The organism is uncultured Flavobacterium sp., from assembly GCF_963975515.1.
Lineage (GTDB): Bacteria > Bacteroidota > Bacteroidia > Flavobacteriales > Flavobacteriaceae > Flavobacterium.
In genome coordinates this window covers 1-17,138 of the sequence record NZ_CAXBGY010000011.1, presented here as the reverse complement: position 1 = coordinate 17,138, position 17,138 = coordinate 1, and the positions used below count along the sequence as shown (strand labels likewise).

Sequence of the window (17,138 nt, the reverse complement as noted above, 5' to 3'; positions counted from 1 at the left end):
ATTTTAAAGCCTGAGACTAATTAATTTAGTTGTTTTTTACTGCTTTTAATTTTGTAAAACATATATGCAATTCCAAGTAGGGCAAGGAAAATTAATTTGTTGCTTATAGGAGCAGCAGGTTCATCACCATCTAATCCTCCTGGAGTTCCGTCAGTATCACCGGGTTGCGCAAATGCTAAAACATTAAACATAAGCATAAAAACAGTTATGCTGATTTTTTCGTAATTTTTCATTTCATGTGTAATTTATGATGCTAATATATAAAATATATGTTTAAATATTTAATTTTTAACATGTTAAAACTTAAATACTCGATTTAGTGTAATGTATTACGGATTAACGGTAGCTATTTCTTGTTGATTGTAGATTTAAAAAGTTTAAAAAGCTAAATTAGTAGCTAATCTACAGACGTTTTATCTGATTTTTTATTGAAAAGTAAAAAAAGAAAAAATTTTCAAGAAGCTATTTTGTATTATGTTAATTCATCACGAATTGTAGCACAAGGCTTTGTGGTTGGTTATTCGTCCTAGGATCTTGAGATTGTTAATGAGAGTTAAAAATTAGTCTTGTAAAAGTCTGTAACCTAAAATAAAATCAAAATCTAGTTAACTTTGGGAATAACTGAAGAAATTGCATCCTACTTAATTTTTGTCAGCTATTTCAATAAATATTCTGTAATGTATTTCTTAATACTGTTACTAATATTACTAAAAGAAAAAGTAAAATTCCGAATGGTTTTAACGTGGCAACAAACCAAATGTTTATTTAAAGAATTTGCTTTGAATATCCAAAAGTTTGAACTAACTAACAGAGAAATAAAAGAAAAGTATGTTAAGAAAAGTATCTTTAAGCTATGGGTCTACAAGGTGTATCTGTTCAAATAGTATCTTAAAAAATACGACATTGGTGATTGTTTAAATATCTTATTTTTTTATCATAATTTTTATAATAAGACAATTTTAAATGTTAAAATTTACAATAAATCAATATTTGTTAACATTTTCTTAATGTATATTGTATTTATTCCTAAATTGGCGAAATATTTACACACAAAATATTATAAAAATTATGAAAAAAATTACATTATTATTAATGATGTTATTATTTGCTATGTTCTCTTTTGGGCAGGTAAGTAATTATACGTTTTCGCAAAGTATGGGAACTTACACTGCAATAACATCCGGAACTTTACACGGTACTGCAATTGATAATGCAAATTACTCTTTTACAATTCCTTTTACTTTTACGTACAATGGAGTTGGTTACACAGTTGCTCGTCCTACCACTAATGGGTTTTTAGTTTTAGGTAGTAATGCACCTTCAACTTCTCAATACACCCCTTTGTCAAGTGGTTCAACGAATTTTGCAATTGCTGCATTTGCAAGAGATTTAAATGCTACTGTTCGTTCAGAAGTAATTGGTACATCACCTAATAGAATTTATGTTTGTCAATGGTCGTCTGCTTATCGTTATGCGGTAGGTTCAGGTGAAAATTTGAATGCACAAGTTAGATTATACGAGGGAACTAATAAAGTCGAGATTGTCTATGGAGACTTTATAACAACCAATACAACTTCAGCTACAGGCACAGTACAAGTTGGTTTGAGAGGTTCTGCAACAACAGATTGGAATAATAGATCAACTAGTACGGATTGGGATGGTACAATTGCTGGAACAGCAAATTCAGCTGCTTGTTCTGGTACGACTACTGTAAAGCCAGCAATAGGAAAAACGTTGACATGGACGCCTCCAGTTATAGCTATAGACATGGCTTCAACGGATGTTGTAGGAATTCCAACAAGTGGTTGTGCTAACGGGTCAGTACCACTTTCAGTAACGATTAAAAATAATGGCGCTAATGCTATTGATTTTTCTACTAATAATGCAGCTGTTTCATTAAATATTACAGGTGCTTCTACTCAGGTATTAACGACAGCAGTTAATTCTGGAACTTTACCTTCAGGAGCATCTCAAACGGTATTAATCTCTCCAAATGCTGATTTTTCAGTTGCTGGTACACATAATATAGCCGCAACTGTTACTGTAAGTGGTGATGGATTAGCTGGTAATAATACTTTAACTACCTCAAAAATTATTGCTCTTGCTGCTGTTGTTGCGCCTTATTCAGAAGGTTTTACAAGTGCAGTTACTCCAACAGGATGGAATACAACAGGATGGACGATTGGTGCTACACATGCAAATGGAACTAATGGTATTTATAAAAGTATTTCTTCAGCAGGTACATCATTGCCATTCAATACAATTTCTGTTGGCCCTATAAGTGCCACTAGTCAGTTAAGATTTGACTATAGAATTGTTAACTCTACTTCTTACCCTGCAACAGCAACTCCTGCTGGTTGGGGAAGTTATAAAGTTCAAGTAAGTACGGATTGTGGAGTAACATTTGTTGATTTAGAAACTGTTAACGACGCTAATCATGCTACAGGTTTAAGTTGGTTTACAAGAGTTAATTCTTTAGCTGCTTATTCTGGACAAAACGTTCAAATTAGAATTTTACCGATTTGGGTAACTGGAAGTTATTTTTTAGATTTTGATAATTTCTCAATTGCTCCAGCACCAACTTTACCTCCAGATTGTACAACAGGTCATTCACCTGCAGATCTAGCAGCTGATTTTAGCAGAAATGGTACATTAACATGGATTGCTGCAACTGGTTTTCCGGCAAGTTATGATGTGTATTTTGGAACAAGTACAAATCCAACTTTAGTGACAAACACTACTGGACTGTCTTACACTCCGCCAACAATGGCAGGTGCTACAACTTATTATTGGAAAGTTGTTCCTAAAAATGAGAATGGAGACGCTTCAGGATGTACTGAGCGTTCTTTTACTACTGCAGCAAATTTTGTTTATTGTGCGCCATCATATTCGTCTGGATCAGGTACAACTGATGGAATTACGAATGTAACATTAGGTGCTTTAAATAATTCATCAGGTCATAGTGCTTCTCCATATTATACTTTTTTTAATACAGTAACAATTCCCGATATTACTCAAGCTACAACTACAGGTGTTTCAATTGCTTTTGGAGTTGATACTAGTCAATATTCGGCCGTTTGGATAGATTTTAATCAAAATGGTGTTTTTGAAGCTTCTGAAGGTTTTTTAGGGGCAAATAATACTAGTGCTGGGGTGACACCAACTCTTGTAAACATTTCAATTCCTGTGGGTGCAGTTTTAGGTAATACAAGGATGAGAGTTAGGGGTGGAAATGATTCTTCTTTGTTAGCAACTCAAGCTTGTGGAGCTACTACAAGTAGTTATGGGGAAACTGAGGATTATATAGTTAATGTTATTCAAGCTTCTGTATGTACTGGTACTCCAACTGCGGGTACTGTTTCGCCTATATCAACTATTTCATGTACAGGTGCATTGCCAGGTGTAAGAACAGTAACCGGTTCAACTTCTGGTGTAAGTGGGTTAACATACCAGTGGCAAGAATCTACAGATAATTTTGCAACAACAGTTGCAGATGCAGTTGGTGGTTCTGGAGCTACAACTTTAAGTTACACTCCTCCAGCTTATACGGCTAACATACAATATAGATTAAGAGTTACTTGTACAGCTACAAGTGAAATTGATTATTCAACAATATCTCAGGTTAATGGGGCAAGTGCTCCAACTACCCAAGCTTCAAATGTACTTGTTTCTAATGCTTTAACTTCATCAGCAATAAGTTGGACTAATGGTAATGGCGCTAGAAGATTTGTTGTCGTTAATACGGTTAATTCATTTACGGATCCTTCTGGAACTGCTGATGTTACTGGAGTTAGTACTGTGTATACTTCAGGTGAAAAAATTGTTTATGATGGAACTGGTTCAACAGTTACTGTAACTGGTTTAGCTTCAAACACACAATATTTTGTTAGAGTATTTGAATATGCTAGATGTACAGGGACACCAAATATTAATTACTATAATGTTACAACAGGAACTAATAATCCTAGCAGTTTTACTTCTGCTATTAATAATGATGTTTGTGCAAATGCTATTACAATAGCTTGTTCGGAGTCAATTACTACTTCTTTAGTTGGTTCTACAAATGAGAATCAAGCGGTTTGTGGAATATCTGGCGTTACTACTCAAAATTCTGCTGGTACTTGGTACAAATTTACAGGAAATGGAGATGATGTAACTATATCAACTGGTAGTTCAGCAACAAATGTTGATACTAGATTAGCTGTATTCAGCGGAACATGTGCAGGATTAACTTGTATAGGAGGTAATGATGACATAGTTAGTGGTAATGTTAGATCAGAAGTTTTATTTAGTACTTCTGTGGGTACAGATTATTATATTTTATTGTACTCTTATAGTTCAACTACACCAACTGCAGCAATTGTTTTAACTGCAACTTGTACTCCAGCATGTGTACCTGCTACAAATAATGATGTTTGTGCTAATGCTTCATCAGTAGTAATTAATACGCCATTATCAACAAATAATTCTTGTTCTAGTCCTAGTGGAGTTTCTTATCCTACATGTGGCTCTAGTTTTGGAACTTTTTATGATACTTGGTATAGTTTTAACTCTGGTGCGGTAACATCTGTTCAAGTTTCTGCAACACCTACAACAACTGCTTTAGTTGGTTATGCTGTTTATTCTGGAGTTTGTGGTACTTTATCACAAGTTGCTTGTAACACAACAGGTGTATTATCTACAGTTGCTTTAACAGCTAATACAAACTACTATGTAAGAGTATTTTCAATTTCTCCTTCAGGCAGAGGGGATTTTACTTTAAATATTATTGCGCCAAATACGTGGACAGGTTTAACCAGTACTTCTTGGAGTGATGAAACTAACTGGTCATTAGGAACTGTGCCGAACGGTACTAGAGATGTAATAATTCCTACAACTGCTAACAATCCAATTTTAGCAACAGACTTTACTGTTCAAACTGGAAAAACCTTAACAATTAGCGGAACAGGTGCTTTGACTTTGTCTCCAGCAGCTAGTTTAACAATTCAAGGAACAGCGAGTTTTGGTGGAAAATCAGTAACATTACAATCTGACGCAACCGGTACGGCTATGTTAGGAGAAGTTACAGGTACGTTAACTGGAGCTACAAACGTAACGGTCGAACGCTATATTCCTGCAAAAAGAGTATGGAGAGCACTAACAGCTCCGTTAAAAGGGGTAAGCGGTTCTTTATATACTACTTGGCAAAATGGAGGTACTGTAACGGCTAACACTGGAGTTGAAATTTGGGGTCCAGCTGGAACTTCAATGGCTGTAGGTCCAAACTACTCAGTTCTAAATTACACACCTACAGGTTGGACAAGTGTAACAAATACAACAACAGCTAATTTATTTGATGCTACAACAAATAATGCCTATTTAGTTTTTGTAACTGGTGGTTACGGAAGTGGAAATATTGCTTCAACACTTCCAGCTACGGCAACAACTTTAAAAGCTACAGGAAGCTTAATTACGGGTGATGTTGCTTATACAGGTTTAATTGATACTAAACATACTTTAATTGGTAATCCTTATGCAAGTTCATTAAGCCCAAGCGCTATATTGACAGGTGCTACTAACTTAATTAATAAATTTTGGGTTTACGATCCAGCTTTAGGTTCTTCGGGAGGTTATGTTTCTTATGATGCAGGTTTAGGAACTTATTCTAATAGCACGGGAAGTTATGCTACGTCTACAACTGCGGTTCAAAGTGGTCAAGCGTTTTTCGTTAGAGCGACAACTAGTACTGTGGGTTCGTTTACTATATCAGAAAATAAAAAATCAACTGATGTAAGTAATGTATTTGGTAAAAACGCTAATCAAGCGGCAAACAATGCAGTAACGGCATCTATCTTTAGAGTTGGTTTCTACAAAGAAACAAGTTTAGGATGGAATCCATTAGACGGTGCAATTGCAGGTTTTTATCCTACAGCTAATAATTTAGTTGATGAGAACGATGGTAAGAAGTTTGCAAACGGAAGTGAAAATATTGCATTTGTTAGAAATAACACAACTTTATCTAGCGAGCACTTTTTAGAACCACAACCATTAGATGAGTTGTATATGAGAGTTTGGAATACGTCAGTGAATAATTATAAATTACGAATCAATACCGAATTATTTACAGTACCCAATATTGAAGCTAAATTAATCGATTTGTTCACAGGAGTTCAAACACCACTTGTTTTAGACGGTACAATTCAAGAGTATCCATTTGCTGTAACTTCGGCTACTGCAAGTACAGGAGATCGTTTTAAAGTAGTGTTTAGCGCTTCACCTTTAGCTACAACTGCATTTGATACTAAAGCTATAAAAGTATATCCTAACCCAGTAACAAACGGAATAGTAAACGTTCAATTACCTGAAGGAGACTATACGAATTATAGTTACGAACTGGTAAATGTTTTAGGACAAAAAGTGCTATCAAATACGATTGAAGTTTTATCAGGAAGTCAATTTAGTTTTAATACAAGAGGTTTAGCTAATACTTGGTATGTTTTACAACTACTAAATAATGGTAAACCTGTTTATCAAACAAAAGTTATAATCGCAAATTAAAAAGAAAACGAAATGAAAAATATATATAAAAGCCTATTGGTAGCAATCTTGTTGATTACATTTAATTTTACGGCTTATGCGCAAGAGGAACCTGATGACGTGCCTGGTGATCCAGGAGCAGCTCCAATCGGAGACTACGTTCCATTAATGCTAATTGCAGCAATAGGATTAGGCTATTTTGTAGTAAGAAAACAACAAATTAAAGAAGTGTAAAATATTTTTTTTTTAAAAGGGCTGTTCGAAAAGTAATTTTTGGACAGCCTTTTTTTTATTCCTTTTTGCTTATTTTACTTGCCTTAATGCGGATTCTGTTACTAGTAAAATGCTATCATTACTGTTAATAAACTTGGTGATTGATGCGTTTTTTAACAATTAAGTAACCTATACATTTGGATTATCATTAATTAATACTGTAAATTTGTATCATAATAGACTAATATCCAAGTGTTCAAACCAGCTAATTTGGTTAGAATATATTGGGTTTTAAAAAAAAAACATACACATGAATAAAAAATTACGATTTAAACATTTTTTAAAATCAATTCTATTTCTAGTCTTTTTGGGATTAGGACAATTGGGGTTTGGGCAAAATACTTATAACTTAGTTACTTCTACAACTGATTTAGTTGCGGGTTCTAAATATATAATTGTATCGTCTCAGACTAACGGAGCAGCAGTTGCCCTAGGTTATCAAGCTTCAAATAATAGACCACAAGCATCAATTACAATTGCTTCTGGGGCTATAATTACAACTGTCGCAGCATCAAGTTCTGAAACTAATAAGCCTTATGAAATTACTTTAGGTGGCTCTACAGGAGCTTGGACTTTGTTTGATACCGCCAATTCTGGATTTTTAAAAGCAACTAGTAGTTCGAGTAATAATTTACATAGTACTGTGTCATCAGCTAACTGGACAATAACTTTTGCTTCTAATGCTGCTGTTATGACATGTGTTACTGGTAGTTATTCTAGAAATATTTTAAGATACAATAGTATCTCTTCAATTTTTTCTTGTTATAGTTCAGGTCAAGCACCTGTATATTTATATAAATTAGCTTCAGGCTGTACGTCCCCAACAACACAATCCACATTAGCTTTTTCTAGTGTAACTTCATTTCAAATGGGTGTTGCCTTAAGTGGTGGAAACGGTGCTGGTAGAGTAGTTGTAATGAATACTGCAAATGTATTTACAGCTCCAACCAACGGTACAAATCCTACTGCGAATGCTACTTATGGTAGTGGTCAGCAAGTAGTGTATAATGGTACTGGGTCTTCATTTTCGGTTACGGGTTTAAATCCATTAACTACTTATTATTTTAGATCTTATGACTATTGTGATACTGAAAGAAATTATAATGCTACAGCAACAACTAATAGTCAAGCTACATTAGCGTCTACTAATCCAGTATTGAGTGTGTCAGGTAGTTTGTCTCATGGTTCGGTTTGTTCTTCAACTGCTGCTACACCGATTACATATACTATAACTAACAATGGAATCAATGCAGCAGATGGCATTACTATTGATTCTGATAATCTAACTGAATTTGTGATAAGTGGTTTATCTTCAACTTCAATTCCTGGAGATGGAGGAACTGCTACTTATGTCGTTACTTTTACGCCATCAAGTGCTGGAGCTAAAAGTGCAAATTTAACTATTACAAGTACAACTAGTGGAAGTAATTCAGTAAACAATGCTTTGACTGGAACAGGAATAGCTATAGTTAATCAAGCGGTTGTAACAAATACAGCTAATTCGATTACAATAAATAGTGCTAGTTTAAGAGCAACTTCATCAACATTTGGAATTTGTCCTGCAACAACAAGTAAAGGTTTTGTTTATGCTGAAACTTCATTAAATAGTGATCCTTTATTTGGAGGAAGTAATGTTGTTAATGTGCCTGTAACATTAGGTTCAGAGGGTTCTTTTAATGGAACTGTTTCTAGTTTGTCTTCTGGAGTGAATTATACTTACAAAGCTTACTTATACAACGGAACTACATATACTTATGGGTCTGTTCAAAATTTCACAACTTTAACTCCACCATTAAATGACTTATGTGTTAATGCAACAGTCTTAACTTTAAATGGCGTGAATTTAAATGGTACTTTATTAAGCTCAACTTATACAACTCCTTTTACTTCTAAAAATGACGTTTGGTATTCCTTTACTCCAACTTGTACGGGTAGTCATGTTTTAACCGTCTCTAACTTTTCTGGAGATGTAGATGTTACAGTTTTCTCAAACGCTAATAGTTGTCCTTCAAATACAACTTCCATAGCTAGTGCAGCTTCTTCTAGCGCTACTGAAACTATTACTTCAAATTTCACAGCTGGAGTTACTTATTTTGTTAGAGTTTTCGCATTTAATGTTGCAGCTGAATCTACATTTAACATTAATATTGTTTCGCCAAATCCAGTAACTGCATCAGTTACAACTGGCTTGCCTTCATTGGTTACTCAAACTTCAGCGACTTTAAATGCATCTACTTCTGTCTTTGGCGTTTGTCCTTCAACCACTATAAAAGGCTTTGTATATGCTGAAACGCTATTGAATAATGATCCTTTAATAGGAGGAAGCAATGTTGTTAATGCACCTCTAGCATTAGGTGTAGCGGGTTCATTTAATGAAGCAGTTTCTAGTTTGTCTTCTGATGTAAATTATACTTACAAAGCTTACTTATATAATGGAACTACATATACTTATGGTACAGCTCAAAATTTCACAACACTTATTCCGGTTCCAGGTGAACCTGTAGCAACAGACGCAACTTCAATTGGAAATAATCAATTTACTGCAAATTGGAATGCTGTAAGTGGTGCTACTAGTTACTCAATTGATGTTTATAAAATAAACGCAGGAGTCAATGCTTCAGATTTATTTATTTCTGAATATGTTGAAGGTTCATCAAGTAATAAGTATATTGAAATTTTTAATGGAACTGGTAATGATGTTGATTTAAGTGATTATAGATTACAATTATTTGCAAATGGTAATTCTTCACCTAATAATGACAATATTTTAGAAAATATATTGCCTAATAATTCTACAATTGTTTATAGAAATTCTGGAAATATTTATGTGGGTACTGATTATTATTCAACATCAACAAATTTCAATGGTGATGATGCAGTAGCTTTATTTAAAATTAGCACAAATTCTTTTGTTGATATTTTTGGAAGAATTGGAGATGATCCAGGTTCATCATGGTCTTCTAGTTCAAATTCTACATCAGATGAAACGTTAGTAAGAAAACAAAATGTATATGGAGGTGTAACAACAAGCCCAACAGGAACTGGTTCAAGTGCTTTTACTACTTTAGAGAGTGAATGGATTTCTTACCCAACAGATAATGTTTCAAATTTAGGTTCACATGTTTTTGATGGTGGGACTACTTTAGAATACGTAACAGGATATAATAATTTAAGTGTTGGTAATGTTTTAACACATAACGTAACCGGCTTAGAATCAGGTACAAAATATTATTACAGAGTAAGAGCGACAAATGCTTCTGGTACTTCTTCAAATTCTAATGTTATAGAAGTTACTACAACTGGCCCAGTAAGATGGATTAGTACAACAGCTACTGATTGGTCAACTGCTTCAAATTGGTCAAATAATGCAGTGCCAGACGGAACAAAAGACATTGAAATACCAGTTGGTAACCCAATTTTAAATACAAATTTTACTGTTCAAACAGGTAAAAGTTTAACGCTAAGTGGAACAGGAACATTAACTGTTGCTCCAACAGCTAGTTTAACTGTACAAGGAACTGCAGATTTTGGAGGAAAAGCAGTGCTATTGCAATCAAGTACAGCAGGGGATGCTGTTATTGGAGAAATAACAGGAACGCTTTCAAATGCTGCAAACGTAACTGTAGAACGCTATATACCAGCAAGAAGAGCATGGAAAGCCTTAACGACTCCTTTAAAAGGAAGCGACACCTCTTTATATAGTGCTTGGCAAAATGGTGGTGCTACTACTGCAAACACAGGAGTTGAAATTTGGGGACCAGCAGGAACTAACATGCCAATTGGTCCAAACTACTCTGTTTTAAATTATACACCAACAGGTTGGGCAAATGTAACCAATACAGCAACAGCCAATTTATTTGATACAACTGGTAACAATGCTTATTTGGTTTTTGTAACAGGAGCTTATGGAAGTGGTAATATTTCTAACGGATTGTCTGCTGCTACAACCTTAAAAGCAACAGGAGAATTAATTACTGGTAATGTAGTGCATTCTGCGATTATAAACTCAAAACATACTTTAATTGGTAATCCATATGCAAGTCCATTAGATCCAAGCAAAGTCCTAAACGGTGGAGTAAATTTGGCACCTAGTTTTTGGGTTTGGGATCCTTCATTAGCTACGACTGGTGGTTATGTTTCTTATGATGTCGCATTGGGAACTTATTCAAATAGTACGGGTAGTTATTCAACAAACTCAATTGCAATTCAAAGTGGGCAAGCTTTCTTTGTAAAAGCAAATATTGCAACAACAGGATTGTTAACTTTATCCGAAGATATTAAATCTAGTGCTGTGTCAAATGTATTTGGAAAAAACGCTAATCAAAATTTAAATAACTCAACAAATGCTTCAATTCTTAGAGTTGGGATGTTTAAAGAGTCGAACCAAGAATGGAAACCATTAGATGGTGCTGTTGCAGGTTTTTATGATACTGCTTCTAATTTAGTAGATGATAGTGATGGTAAGAAATTTGCAAATGGTGGAGAAAACATTGCTTTTGTTAGAAATAACATACCAATGTCTAGTGAACATTTTTCAACGCCTCAACCTTTAGATGAGATGTACATGAGAGTTTGGAATACGCCTGTGAATAATTATAAATTAAGAATCAATACAGAATCATTTACAGTTCCAAATATTGAAGCTACATTAGTTGATTTGTTTACAGGAGTTCAAACACCACTTGTTTTAGATGGATCTATTCAGGAGTATCCTTTTGCTGTAACTTCGGCTACTGCAAGCACAGGAGATCGTTTTAAAGTTGTGTTTAGTGCATCGCCATTAGCTACAACAGTATTTGATACTGAAGCCATAAAAGTATATCCAAATCCTGCAACAAACGGAATAGTAAATATTCAATTGCCACAAGGAGATTATACAAATTATAGCTATGAATTAGTAAATGTTTTAGGACAAAAAGTGCTATCAAATACTATTGAAGTTTTAACAGGAAATCAATTTAGTTTTAATACAAAAGGTTTAGCTAATAATTGGTATGCCTTACGAATACTAAATGCTGGTAAAGCAGTATATCAAACAAAAGTTATAATCGCTAACTAAAAAAAAACAGAATGAAAAATTTATATAAAAACATACTGGTAGTAATGATGCTACTTACAATAAATTTCACAGTCAATGCACAAGATCCTGATGGCCCAGGAGGAGACCCTGGTGAACCAGCCGCTCCAATTGGCGACTACGTTCCATTAATGCTAGTTGCTGCCATAGGACTAGGCTATTTTGTAATTAGAAAACAAAAAATAAAAGAAGTATAAATTTTATCACCTTCAAACAAAAAAACCACATCAATTACGATGTGGTTTTTTATTTATTTTGAATGTATTATTAATCTACTTCAGAGGTATAGTGCAGATTAACAGATGGAAATTTCTGTTTAGTCATCTGTATTGAAAACTCAGAATCAGCTAAAAACACCAATTGTCCATATTTATCAGTAGCTAAGAATTTTTGTTTGATTCTTTTAAATTCAGCAAACTCTTCATTTTTAGGATCATTAGGTTTTACCCAACATGCTTTATAAGCAGGAAAATTTTCATAAGTACATTTTGCACCATATTCGTGTTCAAGTCTGTATTGAATTACTTCATATTGTAACGCTCCAACTGTTCCGATTATTTTTCTTCCATTCATGTCCAAAGTAAATAATTGGGCAACACCTTCGTCCATTAATTGGTCAATTCCTTTTTCTAATTGTTTAGATTTTAGTGGATCAGCATTGTTAATGTATCTAAAATGTTCTGGTGAAAAACTTGGAATTCCTTTAAAGTTCATTAGTTCACCTTCAGTTAAGGTGTCCCCAATTTTGAAATTTCCGGTATCGTGTAATCCGACAATATCACCTGCATAAGAAATGTCAACAATCTCTTTCTTTTCTGCAAAAAATGCATTTGGACTAGAGAATTTCAAATTCTTATTTAACCTCATGTGATGATAAGCTTTGTTTCTTTCAAACGTACCTGAAACAATTTTAATAAAAGCTAATCTATCTCTGTGTTTAGGATCCATGTTGGCATGAATTTTAAAAACAAAACCACTCAACGTTTTTTCATTTGGATTCACTAATCTAGTGTCCGATTCCTTTGGTCGAGGAGAAGGAGCAATGTCAATAAAACAATCTAGCAATTCTCTAACGCCAAAGTTGTTTAAAGCAGAACCAAAGAAAACAGGCTGTAAATCTCCTTTCAAATAATCTTCTCTATTAAAATCAGGATATACTTCACTAATTAATTCTATTTCTTCTCTTAATCTTTCTGCAGGTTTTGAACCGATTAAGGTATCTAATTCTGGATTGCTTAAATCAGAAATGGCAATTGTGTCTTCGATGTCTTTTCTACTGTCACCTGAAAATAAATTAATATTCTTTTCCCAGATGTTATAAATTCCTTTGAAGTCATAACCCATTCCTATAGGAAAACTTAAAGGTGTCACGGTTAAGTTTAGTTTTTGTTCTACTTCATCTAGTAAATCAAATGCATCTTTTCCTTCTCTATCTAATTTGTTTATAAAAACTATAATAGGAATTTTTCGCATTCTACAGACTTCAACTAATTTTTCAGTTTGTTCTTCTACTCCTTTAGCAACGTCAATTACAACAATTACACTATCTACAGCTGTAAGGGTTCTAAAAGTGTCTTCTGCAAAATCCTTATGCCCTGGAGTGTCTAATATGTTTATTTTTTTGTCTTTATAAATAAAAGCTAAAACTGAAGTAGCAACAGAAATTCCTCTTTGACGTTCAATTTCCATGAAATCAGAAGTAGCTCCTTTTTTTATTTTATTGTTTTTAACAGCACCAGCTTCCTGAATAGCTCCTCCAAATAACAATAGTTTTTCGGTTAATGTTGTTTTTCCAGCATCAGGATGTGAAATGATACCAAATGTTCTTCTTTTTAAAATTTCTTTTTCTAAACTCATAGCTTTATTAAAGGTGCAAATTTATTAAATTGAATTTTAATACTAACATTTATATAGCCTTAATGTTTGTGTTTTTTATTAAATAGCAATAGTTCTTAGAAATAATGCTATTTTTAAAGGAATTTTATCGAATTAAATTGCTTTTTATCGTTGATAACCTATTTTTTAACAAATATTTATTGACTTGTTAACATATTCTATATATTTGCAAGTATCTACTTAACATGCACTAACACTGTTTGTTGAGTGTTGATAAGAATTTTAAGCATATTTAATTAGAATTAGTAAACACCTACTTTACTTTTTTTATAAGAATAGACATCTAAATAGTGTTAAATTACGTATACTATTTTATGATTACATCATAAATCCCAAATCTATGAAAAACAAAGAGCCCCAAAGCTTGTTTTTTACTTATGGAATAAAAAATGTAAAGTTATTTATATTAACAATAACTTTATTAATAGCTGTTTCTACACTTGTAGGTGAAGCATTTGCTTTTTCAAAAAACTCAACAAATCTTTCAGTATTATTATTTACTCTAGAATTAGCTTCGGGACTATTTTTTTATGGACTAATTAAAGCTCTATTAAGAAAATATAATAGAATTGATACTAATAATAACTTGTGTCTTGTCTATAGAGGATATTTCAAATTAACATTAAAATAATATTTGACGATATAAAAATAAAATTATGAAAATGATTTCAAATTTAAAAAAAATATATAGCAGTTATAGGTTATTGATAATAATTGCCATCTGTCTATTTGCATCAAATATACATGCCCAATGTCCTATGATTGGAGCAAACGGTGTATTTAATCCAAATGAAGACATATTAATTACATCTTACCATCAATCAATCGTTAGAACTACAACTGGTCTAGTAGCTTGGGGTGAGAATATGCGTGCAAATGGTTCAGATGCGACAACTATATCTGATGTTACACCAGCGAACGGTTATAATTATACGGGAACAATTCTTCGTTTTGCTGTTTCAGGTAATACGGGAGGTCAAGGATTTTTGGCTACAACAACTAATTTATACGCTTGGGGTACACCTGGTGAAGTAGTTAGTAATAGTTTTGTTACTAATGCCAATTTTGCACCTATGTTAAATCTCCCATTTGTAGCATCTACAATAGCTGATATACATGCAAATTCGGATGCTCTTTTTGTTGTTCTAAATACAGGACAAGTATGGGTTGCAACAACAGGTACAACAGCACCTTTTGGAAACGCTAGTACTAATACTACTATTTGGCAAAGAGTTGAAACTTCAGCTGGTGTGCCATTAACTGGAGTTGCTCAAATAACTGGTTGTAAATCTGCAGGATTTGCTTTAAGAAGTGACGGAACAATTTATGCATGGGGAAATAATGTAGAATTAGGGAATGGAGGTGGAACTCAAAACCTTACTTATGCTACACAAATGGTAGCGCCACCTGTTCCGGTTAGTTATATATCTATTATTTTTAGTGATAAAGTAGATCCTGGACTTTTAGCACTAGGGACAGATACAAAAATATATGGAGTAGGAAATAATACAGATGGTGAATTAATTACTACTGGGACTGGAAACGTAAATGTTTGGACTACTATTAAAAATAGTTCAGGAACTGATTTTACAGGTGCACTTTATTTGGCAACTACTAATACATCAGAAGATTACCCAGCTGCCGCAGTAATAACTGCTGGAGCAACAATTGGACTTCCAAAAATATTATACACTTGGGGTGAAAACAATACAAATTCAATTGGACAGTCTTCAACAATCACACAAAATCCTACCGTTCCTCCATCATTCAATTTAGGAGTTGACGACCCTGTTGCTGTTAGTATAGGTGGACACGCTACGACATATTTTAACAAAGCAAATGGAGGATCTATTTGTTTTGTTGGTCATATAACAAATGGTAGTACAGGAGGTTTAACAACAGGGAGTGGTAATTCTTTTGAGTGTATAGTACCCGCAGGTAATCTTTGTGGAACAGTTAGGCCTATAGTTGCTATGAATGATAGTGGTTCTGTCGTTCAAGGAGTAGGAGGAACAGCAATATCAAATGTATTATCAAATGATACAATTAACGGTACACCTGTTACAACATCAAGCATTAACTTAACACAAGTAAGTACAACTAATGCTGGTGTTACTTTGAACACTTCAACTGGTGCGGTTAATGTTACTACAGGTACACCTGCTGGTCAATATACAGTAGTTTATCAAATTTGTGAAGCAGTTAACCCAACAAATTGCCAGACAGCAAATGCAGTTGTATGTGTAAATCCTACTCAACCAACAGTAAGTGCAGTAACGCAACCAACTTGTTCAACGGCAACAGGAAATTTTACAATTACAAATTATAATGCTTCTTATACATATACATTCTCACCTACAGGACCAACAATAAGTGCAACAGGAGTTGTAACGGCATCTGCAGGAACTTATACAGTTACAGCAAGTGTTGGAGTGTGCTCTTCAGTTGTTTCGGCAACTCGAACAATAAACGCTCAACCAGTAACGCCAAGTGCTCCATCAGTTGGAACCATTACTCATCCAACCTGTTCAACAGCAACTGGAAGTGTTGTTTTAAGTGGATTGCCTTCAAGTGGAACATGGACTTTAACAAGAAGCCCAGGAGCTGTGACTACAACAGGAACAGGTACTAGCACAACAATCTCTGGATTAGCTGCAGGAACTTATACATATACAGTAACAAATTCAGTTGGATGTACATCTTCTTCATCTGCTAATGTTCTCATTAATCCGCAACCAACACAAAGTGCTCCAATAGTTGGAACTATAACACAACCAACTTGTTCTACGGCTACAGGAAGTGTGGTCTTAAGTGGATTGCCTTCAAGTGGTACTTGGACTTTAACAAGAAGTCCAGGAGCTGTAACAACTACAGGAACTGGAACTAGTACAACAATCTCTGGATTAGTTGCAGGAACATATACATATACAGTAACAAGTGCTGCTGGTTGTACTTCTACATCATCTACAAATGTTGTAATTAACCCACAACCAACCTCACCTAGTGCGCCAACACTTACCTCAAACAGTCCAATTTGTACCGGTTCGAATGCAGTTTTCACTATTACAGGAACAGCAGGAAACACTGTAAATTATACAGGTGCTGTTTCAGGAACAGCAACTATAGGGGCAGGTGGAACAGTAAATGTTACTGTATCGGCAGTAACGTCAAATACCACTTTAAATCTAACAAGTGTTAGTAACGGTACTTGTAGTATTTCTTTGTCACTTACAAGAACAGTAACGGTAACCGCTGCACCCGTAGCAGGAACCTTATCAGGAACACAAAATGTATGTGTTGGCTTAACGACCACTTTTTCTTCTACACAAACCGGAGGAACATGGTCATCATCAAGCACATCAATCGCAACAATAAA

The 17,138-nt window shown here is 34.1% G+C and carries 7 protein-coding genes and 1 pseudogene; 6 read left to right on the top strand and 2 right to left on the bottom strand.

Going from position 1 to position 17,138, the window contains the following annotated elements; all coding sequences use genetic code 11:
- Positions 1-20: 20 nt before the first annotated feature.
- Positions 21-233: a hypothetical protein gene (locus AAC008_RS11890; RefSeq protein ID WP_339889507.1), complete on the bottom strand. Its 213-nt coding sequence runs from the start codon at positions 231-233 to the stop codon at positions 21-23.
- 835 nt (positions 234-1,068) lie between these two features.
- On the opposite strand from AAC008_RS11890, the gene AAC008_RS11885 reads away from it, so the two are divergent.
- The 4 genes from AAC008_RS11885 (at position 1,069) to AAC008_RS11870 (ending at position 12,063) form a co-directional block, all read left to right on the top strand.
- On the top strand, positions 1,069-6,537 hold the full coding sequence (locus AAC008_RS11885) for a GEVED domain-containing protein (RefSeq protein WP_339889506.1): 5,469 nt from the start codon (positions 1,069-1,071) through the stop codon (positions 6,535-6,537).
- Between the two features lie 12 nt (positions 6,538-6,549).
- Entirely contained in the window at positions 6,550-6,750 is a 201-nt protein-coding gene (locus tag AAC008_RS11880) for a hypothetical protein (RefSeq protein ID WP_339889505.1), read from the top strand.
- A gap of 289 nt (positions 6,751-7,039) precedes the next feature.
- On the top strand, positions 7,040-11,848 hold the full coding sequence (locus AAC008_RS11875; RefSeq protein WP_339889504.1) for a lamin tail domain-containing protein: 4,809 nt from the start codon (positions 7,040-7,042) through the stop codon (positions 11,846-11,848).
- A gap of 44 nt (positions 11,849-11,892) precedes the next feature.
- On the top strand, positions 11,893-12,063 hold the full coding sequence (locus tag AAC008_RS11870) for a hypothetical protein (RefSeq protein WP_339889503.1): 171 nt from the start codon (positions 11,893-11,895) through the stop codon (positions 12,061-12,063).
- A 70-nt stretch (positions 12,064-12,133) separates the two neighbouring features.
- Here AAC008_RS11870 and AAC008_RS11865 read toward each other — a convergent pair whose 3' ends face one another.
- Positions 12,134-13,723, bottom strand: coding sequence for a peptide chain release factor 3 (locus AAC008_RS11865; protein ID WP_339889502.1), 1,590 nt, complete (start codon positions 13,721-13,723; stop codon positions 12,134-12,136).
- Between the two features lie 379 nt (positions 13,724-14,102).
- Here AAC008_RS11865 and AAC008_RS11860 point away from each other — a divergent pair, with 379 nt between their 5' ends.
- Entirely contained in the window at positions 14,103-14,393 is a 291-nt protein-coding gene (locus AAC008_RS11860) for a hypothetical protein (RefSeq protein ID WP_339889501.1), read from the top strand.
- 31 nt (positions 14,394-14,424) lie between these two features.
- Positions 14,425-17,138: pseudogene (locus tag AAC008_RS11855) on the top strand (hypothetical protein); the annotation flags it as partial.